This is a genomic window from Streptomyces sp. CB01580 (assembly GCF_001905795.1).
Taxonomy (GTDB): domain Bacteria; phylum Actinomycetota; class Actinomycetes; order Streptomycetales; family Streptomycetaceae; genus Streptomyces.
On sequence record NZ_LIXJ01000004.1, the window covers coordinates 490,944 to 505,203 of the forward strand.

The 14,260-nt window shown below is 72.9% G+C and carries 7 protein-coding genes and 1 pseudogene; 3 read left to right on the top strand and 5 right to left on the bottom strand.

Features of this window, described 5'->3' with window-relative positions; all coding sequences use genetic code 11:
* Positions 1-87: 87 nt before the first annotated feature.
* The 4 genes and pseudogenes from AMK22_RS10215 to AMK22_RS10230 form a co-directional block, all read right to left on the bottom strand.
* Positions 88-1,602 carry a bifunctional glycosyltransferase/class I SAM-dependent methyltransferase gene (locus AMK22_RS10215; protein WP_073783635.1) on the bottom strand — a complete coding sequence of 505 codons (1,515 nt, stop codon included), beginning with the start codon at positions 1,600-1,602 and terminating at the stop codon, positions 88-90.
* A gap of 89 nt (positions 1,603-1,691) precedes the next feature.
* Positions 1,692-2,903, bottom strand: coding sequence for a hypothetical protein (locus tag AMK22_RS10220; RefSeq protein ID WP_242433903.1), 1,212 nt, complete (start codon positions 2,901-2,903; stop codon positions 1,692-1,694).
* 144 nt (positions 2,904-3,047) lie between these two features.
* On the bottom strand, positions 3,048-6,836 hold the full coding sequence (locus tag AMK22_RS10225; RefSeq protein ID WP_073783637.1) for a bifunctional glycosyltransferase/CDP-glycerol:glycerophosphate glycerophosphotransferase: 3,789 nt from the start codon (positions 6,834-6,836) through the stop codon (positions 3,048-3,050).
* 302 nt (positions 6,837-7,138) lie between these two features.
* Positions 7,139-7,747, bottom strand: a pseudogene (locus AMK22_RS10230) (CDP-glycerol glycerophosphotransferase family protein); the annotation flags it as partial.
* Positions 7,748-7,850: 103 nt separating this feature from the next.
* On the opposite strand from AMK22_RS10230, the gene AMK22_RS10235 reads away from it, so the two are divergent.
* Entirely contained in the window at positions 7,851-11,561 is a 3,711-nt protein-coding gene (locus AMK22_RS10235; protein ID WP_073783501.1) for a bifunctional glycosyltransferase/CDP-glycerol:glycerophosphate glycerophosphotransferase, read from the top strand.
* Between the two features lie 112 nt (positions 11,562-11,673).
* On the opposite strand, the gene AMK22_RS10240 is transcribed toward AMK22_RS10235, so the two are convergent.
* On the bottom strand, positions 11,674-12,297 hold the full coding sequence (locus AMK22_RS10240; RefSeq protein WP_073783523.1) for a TetR/AcrR family transcriptional regulator: 624 nt from the start codon (positions 12,295-12,297) through the stop codon (positions 11,674-11,676).
* A gap of 128 nt (positions 12,298-12,425) precedes the next feature.
* Here AMK22_RS10240 and AMK22_RS10245 point away from each other — a divergent pair, with 128 nt between their 5' ends.
* Both AMK22_RS10245 and AMK22_RS10250 read left to right on the top strand, forming a co-directional pair.
* Positions 12,426-13,370 carry an ABC transporter permease gene (locus AMK22_RS10245; RefSeq protein ID WP_073783524.1) on the top strand — a complete coding sequence of 315 codons (945 nt, stop codon included), beginning with the start codon at positions 12,426-12,428 and terminating at the stop codon, positions 13,368-13,370.
* Entirely contained in the window at positions 13,363-14,181 is an 819-nt protein-coding gene (locus tag AMK22_RS10250) for an ABC transporter ATP-binding protein (protein WP_073783525.1), read from the top strand. Before AMK22_RS10245 ends, AMK22_RS10250 begins: the two co-directional genes overlap by 8 nt.
* The last annotated feature ends 79 nt before the right edge of the window (positions 14,182-14,260 follow it).

The following is a 14,260-nucleotide window of genomic DNA, read 5'->3' on the forward strand; positions in this document are numbered from 1 at the left end:
ACGGTGGCCTCGGACACGGCCCCGGCAGCTTCCGGTACGACCGCATCCTGCATCGGGCGGGCCGCCCCGGTCATCGGCCCGCTCGTCTCAGACGCCGACCCGGTCGGCGGGTGCGTACTGTCGGTTGAGGATGTCCTGTACATCGACGTGCTCTCCAGCGATGATCGTCTCGGCCGCGTGCGGGGTGAGCAGGGCGACGTGCTGATAGCCGAACAGCGTCGGCCGGATCCGGGTGAGCAGCTTCGACAGCCCGCCGAGGACCGCGGGGAGCGGCCCGCCGCCGAGCAGCGCCCAGAACGGCGCCCCGGTGGACGTGAGGTCGAGGACGTCGTACCCGGCGCCGCGGACGGTGCGGCGCAGACTGGCCCGGGTGAAGAAGCGCAGATGGGTCTCGTCGAGGATGCCGCGCCGGTCGTAGTCGAAGACCCCGAGCGCGACCCGCAGCCGGGAGTACCAGTGGCTGAAGTTCGGTACGGAGAGCAGCACATGGCCGCCGGGCCGCAGCACGGTCGCGACCTCGGCGAGGACCCGTTCGGGCCGGGAGAGGTGCTCGATGACGTCGCCGGCGACCACGTAGTCGTAGCCGGTGCCGACCTCCGGGGGGAGTCCCGTCTCCAGGTCGGCGAGGTGGAAGTGGGTGCACCTCTCGCGCACGCCGGGGACCTCGACGTAGTCGACGCCCGTCACCTCGTGGCCGAGGGCTTCGAGGCGCTGCGCGAACAGCCCTCCGGAGCAGCCGAGATCGAGGACCCGGCCGGGCGGCAGCCCGCGCATCCGTTCCAGGATGACGGCGTGCGAGGAGCCGTCGCCCTCCTTGAACGCGTACTCGACCGGCTTGGGGATCCAGGGACAGGTGCCGAATCCCTTGACGGCGAGCCGGTATTCGAGGACGTCCTTGATGACGTCCTTCGCGTATTTCATGCCGTTGACGTAGCAGATCTCGTCGCCGTAGTAGGTGGGGACGGGGATCTCCTTGATCCGCATTCCGGCGTCGAGCAGCTGGACGATGATCTGCGTGTCGAAATCGAACGCGTCGGTGTTCCGGCCGATCGGCAGTTTCCCCAGCGCGGCGACGCTGTAGGCACGGTATCCGGAGTGGAATTCTGTGAGCCGCGAGCCGAGGAGGCGGTTCTCCGCCCGGGTGAGAATGCGGTTGCCGAGCCATTTGTACATCGGCATGCCGCCCTTGAGGGCGGAGCCGGATTTCATCATCCGTGAACCGAAGACGGCCTCGCATTCGCCGCGTTCGATCGGCGCGACCATGTCGGGCAGAAATTCGGGGGCGTACTGCCCGTCGCCGTGCAGCAGCACGACGATGTCGAGTCCGTGGGCGGCGGCCAGGGCGTAACCGGCCTTCTGGTTCCCGCCGTATCCGAGGTTCTTGGTGTGCCGCATGACGACGGTCCGTGGCATTCCCTCCGTCTGCGACCAGCGGCAGCCCGCGGTGAAGGTCGCGTCATGGCTCGCGTCGTCGAGAATGAGGATCTCGGCGACCTTGGACCGGAAGTCCTGCGGGATACGGTCGAGGGTCCTCTCCAGCGTCGTCTCGGCGTTGTACGCGACCACCAGGATGCCGATCCTGGGGCTCGGGCTTTCCTTCACGGAACGTTCTCCAGTTGTGCTCGGTGCTCGGTTGATCGGGGCCGGGAACCCGGCGTCCGCCCGGTGGGGCGGGGCCCGGGGCCCGGTGGTCACCTGACGGGGGAACCGGCGGGCCGCGAGGCGCGGGGGGCGGTGAGCGGTGCGGGCCCGGCGGCGCACGGCGGGGCGGGCGCGGACGGCGTCGCGGCGAGGATCGCGCGGACCCCGCAGGCGAGGCCGACAGCGAGGACGGCCCAGCCCGCCTCTCCCAGGTGCATCACGGTCTCGCTCCAGCGCACAGCGGAACGCCCCATGTAGCCGAGGATCGCGGTCAGGCCGAGCAGGCAGCTGTACGCGGCGCCCTCCCAGAAGCCGATGACGAAGAGACCGGCCGCGGCCCAGGTCAGGTACTGGAGGGCGGACGCGGTGGACAGGAACAGCAGCAGCCCCATCGTGAAGGCGACGACGACGGGCAGTTGTGCGGGCCGCAGCAGGGCCAGCCACACCCCGGCCGCCGCGCAGGCCAGCACGAACAGGAAGTGCCCGTCGCCCTGGACGAAGGTGATGAACGAGTCCGGCAGCCCGGCCAGGTCGGCGAACCGGACGATGCCCCAGAGGCGGTAGTCGCCGCCCGCGTACTCCAGGACGTTCTCCTCCAGGTGCTGCGGCACGGTCGCCAGAACCGGCCCCCAGACGAGGGCGATCAGGGCGGTGAAGGCGGCGGTGAAGCGGAGGACGGCCGGGCGGCCCGCCCGCAGCGCGACGACGAACAGCGCCGGGAGCGTCACCACGGGGATGAACTTGACGCTGATCGAGAGCGCCGCGGCCAGCCCCGCGGCCAACGGTGCCTTCCGGTCCACGAGGAGGTGGGCGGAGGCCAGGGCGAAGGTGATCGCGACCGCGTCGGTGTTGCCGTGGTAGCCGGAGGTGGCGATCAGTACGGGGCTGAGGGCGACGCCCACCCCGCAGGCGACCGCCGCGCCCGAGGAGCGCCGCCGGCGCACGATTTCGAAGACGAGGAGCGCGCAGCAGAAATCGGCGATCGAGGCGGGCGCCCTGATCAGACTTCCGAACGGGATTCCGAGTTCGGAGAGTTCGTTCAGACCGAGCAGAATCCACCCGGCCAGGGGCGGATGGTTGTAGACGGGCAGCCCCGGAAGCGGTTGTTCGTAGATCCGAATGGGGCCGTACCGCGCGATGGCCGCGGCGAAACCACGAAAGATGTGCACGTCGGCCGGTCCGGGTTTGTTGGCCGCGATCAGCATTCGCGTGAGAAGACCCACGGCGGCGGCGACGAGCACGGTCGTTCTCGCTCGTCGCACGCTCCAGGTTTCGCACCGCATTCGGATACCCATGAAAACAGAACGTAGCAACCCGTGGACGCCGAGCGACGCAACAATGCTTCCCGGTGAGCGGATCACCGCGTCGATTCTCCGCGGAGTCGCACGGACGTCCGCATTTCCGAATCATTCGAACGGCTCGGGCGGAATGCACTCGGGTCCCCGGAGCATGCGGTCGGCCACGTCCGCTGCCGCGTGCCCGCGGTCCAGGTCGCAGAAGTCCCGGCGGAACGCCTCGTACGCCCGCGCGTGCCCCCGGGTGGCGCGCTCCGGGTCGCGCAGCGCCTCGACGAGTCCGGCGGCGCCGGGGATCAGCGGGCCGGGGGCGCGCGCCTCGAAGTCGAAGCAGAAGCCGCGCAGGGTGTCGCGGTAGTGCGCCAGGTCGTGGGTGTGGAACAGCATCGGGCGGCCGGTCAGGGCGAAGTCGAACATCAGCGAGGAGTAGTCGGTGACCAGGGCGTCGCTGATCAGCATCAGTTCGCCGGCGTCCGGGTGGCGCGAGACGTCGCGGACGAAGCCGCTGCCGCTGTCCGGCAGCCGGTCGGCGACCAGGTGGTGACGGCGCACCAGCAGCACGGTGTCGGCTCCGAGTTCGCGCTCGGCGGCGGCCAGGTCGAGGCGCAGGTCGAGGGTGTACCGGCCGTCGCCGCGCGGCTGGTCGTCGCGCCAGGTCGGGGCGTACAGCACGACGCGTCGGCCCTCGGGGATGCCCAGGCGTTCGCGCAGGGCCGCGGCGACCTTGGCCCGGTCCGGGGCGTGGAACAGGTCGTTGCGGGGGTAGCCGCACTCCAGGACCTCGCCCCGGTAGCCGAACGAGCGCCGCAGGACCGGGGTGGAGAAGCCGTTCGGGGAGACCAGGACGCTCCACTGGCGGGCGCGCCGCTCGATGGTGGCGATGTAGGCGGCGTCGGCCTGCGCGGTGCCCGCGAGGTCCAGGCCGATGCGCTTGAGCGGAGTGCCGTGCCAGGTCTGGACGACGAACTGGTCGTCGCGCCGTTCGAACCACTCGGGAAGCTGGGTGTTGGTGACGATGTGACGGCTGGTCGCCAGCGCCTCGTGCCAGGCGGCCGAGCCGTGTTCGACGGCGGTGACGCCGTCCGGGACGCGCGCCTGCTGGTCGCGCACCACCCACAGGTGCTCGAACTCGACGCCCCGGCGCACCAGTTCCTCGTGGACGGCGCGCGGCGAGTCGGAGTACCGGCGGCCGTCGAAGCTGCTGTACAGGACGGTGTCGCGGACGGGTGCGGTGCGTCGGCTCCGGTACGTCCCGCGCAGCAGCCGCGTGCCGCGCGGGCCGCGTTCGGCGGCCGGGAGCACCGGTGCGGAGTCGATCAGCAACTGGTCGTGGTGGCGCCGTTCGACGACGTACGCGCGTCCGCCGAGGGTGCGGGCGGCGGGCAGGGTGCGGTGGGCGGCGACCGGGATGCGCAGCGGGGTCTCGTACGCGCCGCCCTCCACGCCGCCGGCCGCCCCGCGCTCGCGCAGGAAGAGGTACCAGCGGCCCTGCCCCAGCGGCAGCGGTCCACCGGGCCCGTCGACGGCGTCCGGCCGGAACGCGGCCCGGAACCGCCGTGCCCCGCCGGTCCCGGAGAACGCGACGGGGAGGACGGCCTCCTCGTCGTGGCCGCTGTGCCGGGCCACGAGCACGGCGGGGCGCCCGGGGCGGCCCGGGAAGGTGCCCTCCAGGACGAGCCGGCCGCCGTCGGTCCAGGCCGCGAGGTCGACGGCGGGCTGGACGGTGCGGTCGGTGATCAGCAGGTTGCCGCGCGCGCTCGCGGTGAGGCCGAGTTCGCGCGGTGAGGCCGCGCCCGCCGTGTCCCCGTTCCCGTCCTCCCCCTTCTCGGTCCCGTTCCCGTCCAGCGGGTAGCGGCCCGGAAGCACCGGCCCCGGTACGTCGATCGGCGTGCGCCGCCCGTCCGGGCCGAGGAGATACGCGCTGTACGCGATCTGCGCGGGCGGCGCCCCCTCCCCCGCGCCCGCCCGGGCGGCGGCGCGGGCTGCGTCGAAGGCGCCGAGCGGAACGGCCGCGGTGAAGCGGCGCCAGCCGGACGACGCGGGTCCGGCACTCTCGTGGACCCTGACCGGGCGGTCGAAGGACGTCCCGGAGGGGAGGTGGATGAGGGAGAGGCGCAGGGGTCCCGCGGCGAGCCGGGCGCGGACCATGCCGTCGATCACCACGCTGGCGCCCCGCCCGTCCGCGCCGGGTGCGCCGGGTGCGCCGGGCGCAGCGTGGGCGCCGGGCGCAGCGTGGGCGCCGGGCGCGACCCGTGCAGTGCGTGCGCCGGGCGTGACATCCGGGCCGTCCGAGCCGTCCGAGCCGTCCGTACCGACCGGACCACCCGCCCGGTGGGACTCGAAACGGGCGTCGATCCGTTCGGCGTGCAGCACCAGCGTGCCGTCGTCGAAGGCGGGCACGATGCGGTGGTCGCCGTCGGGCCGGTGCACGGGCGGCGGGGCGGCCGCCTCGTTCGTCGAGAGGGCGGAGCGGCGCAGCACGCCGTGTCCGGCGATGCCGATCTCCGGGCGCCAGACGAGGCGCGCGGGCCCGCGGCGCGCGTCGATGCGGAGCCGGGCGGGGTCGATGACCGTCTCGAACCCGGAGCGGTCGTAGTCGTGCAGGCTCTGCCCCGAGCGCGCGGTGGCCTCGGGATCGACGACGGTGCGCAGCCGCAGCGGCACCAGATGGCGGCGCCCGGCGCGCAGCCAGCCGGTCCGGAACTCGCTGACGCGCGAGGTGGCGGGCAGGTTCCGGATGTACGCGTACCCGGACAGATGCAGCCTGCCGTCCCGCCACCGCGCGTCCCGCAGCCGGGCGGTGAGCGGCAGGTCCCGTTCGGCGGCCTTGAGCACGGAGCGCGGGACGGGACCGGTGAGCACCGGGAAGGAGGCGATGCGCCGCCGCCGCGTGCCCCGTACCGCGAACGCGCCCGGTTCCGCCTTGTCGTAGGCGAGCAGCGCCAGCAGTTCGTCGGTCCGGCGCTCGCGTACGAGATGCCACATCAGCCGCAGACGCACCGGCAACGCGTCCAGGACGGCAGGGTCGACCTGGTCGGTGAACTCGTTGGCGTACGTGAGGAAGGCGCGCCGGTAGTCCTCGTCGCCGTCGGGCAGCGCCTCCATGAAGTGCCAGAGGTCGTTGGCGAGGACGTGCTCCTCGTACCGTCGTTTGTCGGCGGCGCCGCGGTGCTCGTCGAGGAAGGCGGAGACGCCGAGGACGTGCGAGGCGCGGTCCTGGACGCCCCGGACGACGGCGCGACGGGAGGTGATCGAACCCGCCCGCTCGCGCCAGTGGTAGACCGTGTCCTTCAGGATGTCGACGGACCGGGCCAGGAAGTGGGCGGGCAGGACGACCGGGATGTCCTCGTGGAGCGCGCCGACCGGGAAGGCGAAGGCGTGCTCGTCCCAGAAGGCGCGGCGGAAGACCTTGTTGCAGGCGATCCGGTCGGCGGCGAGGTCCCAGTCGCGGGAGATGTGGGTGCGCAGCCGGGTCGTCGCCATCGGCCTGCGGAAGTTGGGCGACTGCTGGAGCTTCCCGGAGGGGCGCAGCCGCAGCACGTTGCCGGACGCGAAGTCGGAGCCGGTCTCGTCCAGGGCCCCGAGGAGGAGTTCGTAGGCGCGGGGCGGGACCACGTCGTCGCTGTCGACGAAGGCGAGGTGGCGGGCGCCCGGGTCGCAGTGGCGCACCCCGGTGTTGCGGGCGTGGCCGAGGCCGCCGTTGGCCTGGCTGACGAGCCGGAAGCGGCGGTCGCGGGCGGCGAACCCGGTGGCCAGGTCCGCGCTGGCGTCCGTGGACCCGTCGTCGACGATCACCACTTCCAGATCGGCCATCGTCTGCTCCGCGAGGGATCTCAGACAGTCCGTCAGGTAGAGCTCGACGTTGTGGACGGGTACGACGACACTGAGCCGTGGCGGCATGGTGGGCACGTCCGTTCATCGGGGGCCTGACTGTGCGTACGGCTCAACCTCGTGGGCGGCCGGGGGTCACCGGTCGTGGTCTCTCCCGAACGGGTGACGTCGGCAACGCCGTGCTTACGCTCCGGGGTCCGGGTGCGCGGTGCACTCCGGACTCACGCGCCGTCATGACCTCCAGGCTCACGCGCCGTGGCCGTCTCCCCACTCATGCGCCGTCGCCATCGCCGGACTCACGCGCCGTCGCCATCGCCGGACTCACGCGCCGTCGTCATCTCCGGACTCGCGCGCCGTGGCCATCTCCGGACTCATGCGCCGTCGCCGCCCTCGTCCAGGAAGAACCGGCGCACCACGCGCTCGGCCGCGTGCCCGTCGTCGTACGGGCAGAAGCGCTCCCGGAAGGCCGCCCGCAGCCGCGCCGGGCCGGCCGAGCGCCACTCGCCGGTCCTGAGGACCTCCAGCAGTTCGTCCTCGCTCGTGGTGACCGTGCCGGGGGTCTCGCCGGGACGCCCCGAGAGCAGGTCGAAGCAGGTGCCGCGCGCGGCCCGGTAGGCGGCCCGGTCCGGAGCGTGGCAGACGATCGAGCGGTCCAGGCAGGCGTAGTCGAACATCAGGGAGGAGTAGTCCGTGATCAACGCGTCGGAGACCAGGCAGAGTTCCTCGATGGACGGATGCCCCGTCACGTCCCGCACCCGGGCGCGGTCGAGGCGTGCCGTGCACCCGTAGAAGTAGTGCGCCCGCGCCAGGACCACGTGGCCCGGGCCGGGTTCGCGGGTCAGCCGGTCCAGGCCGAGGAGCGGGACGAAGCCCTTGCGGTAGTCGCAATGGGTGGGCGCGTGGAGCAGCACGGTCCGGTCCGAGGTGATCGCGAGGCGCTCCCGGAGCTCGGCGGTCCGGTCCGGTCCGGTGGTGAAGAAGACGTCGTTGCGCGTAGCCGGGCGTCCGCCGTCCTCCGTACCGCGTGTTCACCCGTTCGGGGCAGTGCCGGTGACCGTGCGCGTCCGCCCCGGTTGTCCGGGCATGAATCCGCGCCTCAGTGTCGTCGTCCCGGTCCACAACGTCGAGGACTGTCTGGAGGACTGCCTGCGGTCGGTGGCCGGACAGACGGCCTCCGACATCGAAGTGGTCCTCGTCGACGACGGTTCGACGGACGGCAGCACGGACATCGCCCGGGGCTACGCCGCCCGGGACCGCCGCTTCCGCTATGTGCGCCGGGACAACGCCGGGCTGAGCGCGGCCCGCAACACGGGCGTGCGGCACACCTCGCCGGACGTGCCGTACCTCGCGTTCGTCGACAGCGACGACGTCGTCGTCCACGACGCCTTCCAGCGGATGCTGGCCTCGCTGGAGACGACCGGCTCCGACTTCGCCACCGGCAATGTGTGGCGGCTGGACGAGCGGGGACGGCAGCAGGCGTGGCAGTACCGCTGGCTGACCGCCACCCGGACACGCGCCCACATCAGCCGCGAGCCACGGCTGCTCACCGACCGGGTCGCGTGGAACAAGGTGTTCCGGCGCTCCTTCTGGGACCGTCATTCCTTCGCGTTCCCGGAGGGGAGGCCCTACGAGGACGCGCCCGTGATGATCCCGGCGCACTACCTCGCGGGCGCGGTCGACGTGCTGCACGAGCACGTCTACTACTGGCGGGTGCGGGAGGGGTCGATCACCCGGCGGCGTACGGACGCGCGGGGCGCACGGGACCGGATCGCGGCATGCGAGCAGGTCAGCGCGTTCCTGGCCAGCCTGGGCGGGATGGCGAACGCGGGTGCGCGGCGGCGTTACGACCTGTCGTGCCTGCGCGACGACCTCGTGTACTTCCTGGAGGGGCTCGCGCGGGGCGGGCCCGAGTACCGGAAGGCGTTCATGGCGGGCGCCGGCACGTTCCTGGACCGGATGGAGCACTTGGACGCGCCGGGCCGGGACGCGATCCAGGAACTGCCAGCGGAACTGCGGCTCAAGTGGCGGCTGGTACGGGAGCGTCGACTCGCCGATCTGCTGTCCGTGCTCGCCTTCGAACGCACCAACGGGGCGGGGACGTTCCTGGTCGGCGGGGTGCCGGGGCTGCGGCAGGCCGGTTTTCCCGGTCTGCCGGACGTCGTCCGCCTGGCACGCGCCGATCTCCCGGCCGTGGCACGGCTGTCGGAGGCCCGGTGGAGCTACGACGGGAAGCTGCGGCTGCGCGGTTACGCGTACGTCCGCAACCTCCCGGTCGCCTCGCCGCGCCACTCGCTGAAGATGGGCATGGTGCGCGCGGTCCATGGCCGACAGCTGCGCACGGTACCGGTGCGAAACGTTCCGTCGCCCGAGGCGACCATCAACTCCGGTCAGGAGCTCCATAGTTACGAGAACTCCGGGTTCGAGATGACCCTCGATCCGCGTCGGCTGCGGTCCGGTGAATGGCTGGTGGGCGTCATGGTGGCCGCGCACGGCACGGTCCGCCGGGTGGCCGTGCGCACGGTGGAGCCGGGGGCCGTCCAGCCGCTCGTCCACGACCTGGGCGACGGGCTGCGGGCGGTACTCGACCACCGGGGAGGGCGGCTTCGGCTGAGCCTGGTGCGGCTCCCGGCCCGGTGCGAGGACCGGCGCTTCAACGAGAACGGCCGTCGCGGCGAGGGCGCGTTGGAGCTGACCGGTCGGCTGTACGCGGGCGCACGCCCCAAGGCGGTGGTGCTGACCTGTGACGGGGCGCCGGACCAGGAGTTCGGCCACCCGGTCGAGTGCCGGGCGGACGGCCGGTTCACGGTACGGATCCCGCTGGCCGACCTCGCCGGGATGGCGTCCGCGCCACCGGTCCCGCACCGGGCACCGCCCGAGGTGGAGCGGGAGCCCGGCGGGCGGTGGCGGGCGCGACTGGTGCTGGCGGACGGCTCGCGGGTGCCGCTGGCCGCCGCCCCGGAGACGGCTCCGCCGGTGGTGGCGGACGCGGCGGGCGAGTTGATGCTGGACCTGAGCGGACAGCCGTTCGTGGACGCCGCCGTCTGGACGGTGGAAGGGGCTCTGCGGGTCGAGGGGGTGACCGGGGCCGGAACACGCCTGCGGCAGGCGGAGGGCCCGGCCCGCCTGGTCCTGCGGCACGAGACACTGCGCGAGACGGTGACGGTCCCCGTCACCCACGCGCCGCCGCGCGCGGGGGCGGGAGCATACGGGGAGCCGGGCGCGGGGGCCTGTGCGGGCCTGCACGGGGAGCCGGGCGCCGGTGCGCACGAGGGAGCGGGCTCCGGAACGTACGCCGGTGCGCACGTGGGAGCGCCCGCCGACTCGTACGAAGGCCCGCACAAAGGGGCGTACGCCGATTCGTACGAGGAGGCGGATGCAGGCGCGTACGAGGGGCGCCGCTTCACCGCGTTCCTGGCGCCGTCGGTGGCAGCGGGGCTGCACGAGGGGCACTGGGACGCGTATCTGGGCGGCCGTCCGGTCCGGGTCCTGGCCGCACTCGGCGCCCGGCTGCCGCTGCCCCGGCACGGCACGGACCCGGCGGCCCCCGCGCCCGACCGGGAGTTCGCCCTGGAGCGCCGGTTCGGGGACCGGCTGGCGCTGCGGGCCGGCCCGGTCCTCCGTGCCACCGAGCGGGGCGCGTACCGCCGGGCGGAACTGCGCGGCACGCACTACCCGTCGCGGCGCACGCTCCCGTTGCGGGACACCGTCCTCTACGCGGGCGGCGGCACGAACGGCGGCGGACCGCGCGCCGTGCACGCGGAACTGGTGCGCCGGGGCGTGGAGTCGGAGCACCTCTGGGTGACCGACGGGCTCCACGGCCCGCTCCCGCCCGCCGCCGTCCCGGTCGTCGAGCACAGTGCCGCCTGGTACGAGGCGCTGGCCCGGTCCCGCCGGATCGTCACCGCGGGACAGCTGCCCGAGTGGTTCGAGCGGCGGCCCGGCCAGACCGTCGTACAGACCTGGCACGGGGCCCCGCTCGGCCGCTTCGGCACCGACCTGGGCGGCACCCTGTACGCCGACCACCACCGGCTGGCCTCGCTGCCGCGCCGGGCGGCCCAGTGGTCCGTCCTGGTCTCCCCCAGCCGCCACTCGACCCCGTTGCTGCGCCGCGCGCTCGGCTACGACGGCGAGGTCCTGGAGGCGGGGTCACCGGCCAACGACCTGCTCTTCGCCACGGACCGGGCCAAGACCGCCGAGCGACTGCGCCACCGGCTCGGCATCCCGGATGGCCGCCGTGTCGTGCTGTACGCGCCGACCTACCGCGACCATCTCGCCCACCCGCCCGGCACCGACGGCGAGCGCCCCCGCTACCGCTGGGACCCGGCCCTCGACCTGGCGGCCCTGTCCCGTTCCCTGGGCGACGGCCACACCGTGCTGGTGCGGCGCCACCCGCGGGTGACCGGGACCGTGCCCGAGGAGCACGGCGTGCGCGACGTGTCGGCGCACCCGGACGTCGCGGAGCTGCTCCTGATCGCCGACGTGCTGGTGACGGACTACTCGGGGGTGATGTTCGACTTCGCGCACACCGGCCGCCCGATGCTCTTCCACACCTACGACCTGGCCCACTACCGCGACACGGTGCGTGGCTTCTGCCTGGACTTCGAGACCCGGGCACCCGGCCCGCTGCTCCCCCGCACCGACGATGTCGCCGGGGTACTGCGCGATCCCGGCAACCTGGCCGCCTCGGTCGCCCGGTACGCGGCGGCGTACGAGAGCTTCCGCAGGGACTTCTGCGACCTGGACGACGGCCGGGCCGCCTCCCGCGTCGCGGAGCGGCTGCTGGCCGCGGGGTAGGCGTTCAGCCCCGCCCGGCCGCGCGCCGTGCGCCTCGAACCCTCGCGCCGGGCGCGCCGTACGCACCGGGCGTGCCTTGGGTCGAGGGCCCGCACCGGCGCACCCCGGGGCCTCACGACGCGCCCGCGCCGCCCGCCCTGAGCGCCGCGACCGCCGAGGCCGCCAGGTCGTCGAGGTAGCCCTTGGGCAACGGGGTACGGACGACGGCGAGCCGCCAGTAGAGCGGGCCGACGATCAGGTCCAGGGCCCGGTCCGGATCGCTGCCCTCGGGCAGTTCGCCGCGCGCCACCGCGTCGCGCACGACCACGGCGGCGATGCCCTGCTGCGGATCCAGCAGAGCGTCCTTGATGGTGTCGGCGATCTCCGGATTGCGGACCGCCTCGACCAGCAGGTCCGGGATGACCTGCGAGGCGACCGGATGCCGCAGTGCGTAGGAGGCGAGCTCCAGCACGGCACGGACGTCCCCGTGCAGCGAACCGGTGGCCGGGGCCGGCATGCCCTGCACGGCCACGGCGGACACCAGGTCGAGCACCAGGGCCAGCTTGGACTTCCAGCGCCGGTAGACGGCGGTCTTGCCGACGCCCGCGCGCCGGGCGATGCCCTCGATCGACATCCGGGCGAACCCCACCGTGGCCAGTTCCTCGAAGACCGCGCTGCGGATCGCGTCGGTGACGTCCTCGCGCAGCACGGCGGCTCCGGCGGGGGCACGGCGGCGGGTTCCGGGAGCGGTGGTCATGGCCGAATCATAGTCCGCCACGACGAAACGGTTGCGTTGCGACGTCGACGCGCCCTACTCTCGGCGTTGCGACGATACGGTCCCGTTCCATCGACCGATCCCGTATTCCCCCTCCGTCGAAAGCGATCGTGGTGAGTCAGACAACGACCCCAGCGGCCCCGGCCGACACCCCCGCCGCCGCATCCCTCCTCCCCGCGTACGCTCCGGGCGAGCTGGCCGCGCTCGCCGCCCGGCACGGCCTGGCCGTGAGCGGGGCACGACCCTCGCTCGGCACCTACGTCCGGCAGCTGTGGGACCGGCGGCACTTCATCACGGCGTTCGCCACCGCCAAGCTGACCGCCCAGTACAGCCAGGCGAAGCTCGGCCAGATCTGGCAGATCATGACCCCGCTACTGAACGCGACGGTCTACTACTTCATCTTCGGCGTCCTGATGGACACCAAGCGCAACGTCGAGGACTTCGTGCCGTTCCTCGTCACCGGCGTGTTCATCTGGACCTTCACCAGCAGCTCGATCACCGTCGGGACGCGCGCGATCAGCGGCAATCTCGGACTCGTCCGGGCGCTGCACTTCCCGCGCGCCTCGCTGCCGATCGCGCTGGCCCTCCAGCAGCTCCAGCAGTTGCTGTTCTCGCTGGCCGCGCTGGCAGTGATCCTGATCGGGTTCGGACAGTTCCCCAAGCCGTCCTGGCTGCTGGCGATCCCGGCACTGTTCCTCCAGTCCGTGTTCAACACCGGCGTGTCCATGGCGGTGGCGCGGGTCACCGCCCGGACACCGGACATCGCCCAGCTGGTGCCGTTCGTCCTGCGCACCTGGATGTACGCCTCCGGCGTCATGTGGAGCCTGGACCAGATGCTCAAGGGCGACCGGGTCCCGCACATCGTCGAGGTGGCCCTGAAGTGCAATCCGGCCGCCGTCTTCATCGACCTGATGCGGTTCGCGCTCATCGACAGCTTCGACGCGTCCCATCTGCCGCCGCACGTCTGGGCGATCGCGGCGGGCTGGGCGCTGGTGTGCGGCGTGGGCGGTTTCTTGTACTTCTGGCAGGCGGAGGAGCGGTACGGACGTGGCTGACCACAACGGCAACACCAGCGGCGGCAACGGTGTCGGCGGCGGCGACGAGCGCGTGCCGACCGTCGTCGTGGACGACGTGCACATCACGTACAAGGTCAACGGCGCCCGTGCCGGGCGGGGCAGCGCGACCTCGGCGCTCAGCCGGATCGTCTCGCGCCGGCAGGCCCCCGGGGTGCGCGAGGTGCACGCCGTGAAGGGGGTGAGCTTCGCCGCGTACCGGGGCGAGGCCATCGGCCTGATCGGTTCCAACGGCTCGGGCAAGTCGACGCTGCTGAAGGCCATCGCCGGGCTGCTGCCCGCCACGAAGGGCCGGGTGTACACCCAGGGCCAGCCCTCGCTGCTCGGCGTGAACGCGGCCCTGATGGGCGATCTGACCGGGGAGCGCAACGTGGTGCTCGGCGGTCTCGCGATGGGCATGTCCCGGGCCCAGGTCCGCGAGCGCTACCAGGAGATCGTCGACTTCTCCGGCATCAACGAGAAGGGCGACTTCATCACGCTGCCGATGCGGACGTACTCCTCCGGCATGGGCGCCCGGCTGCGCTTCTCGATCGCGGCGGCCAAGAGCCACGACGTGCTCCTGATCGACGAGGCTCTGTCCACCGGGGACGCCAAGTTCCAGCGGCGCAGCAAGGAACGGATCGTGGAGCTGCGCGAGGAGGCCGGGACGGTCTTCCTGGTCAGCCACAGCAACAAGTCGATCACCGAGACGTGTGAACGGGCGATCTGGCTGGAGGCCGGGACGCTGCGGTTGGACGGTCCGGCGGACGAGGTCGTGGCCGCGTACGAGAGGTTCACGTCCGGCGGCAGATGAGCGGGCCGTCGGCACCTCACGGGCGCAACGACGACGAGGGCGGGGTGGGCACCGGATCTCCGGTGCCCACCCCGCCCTC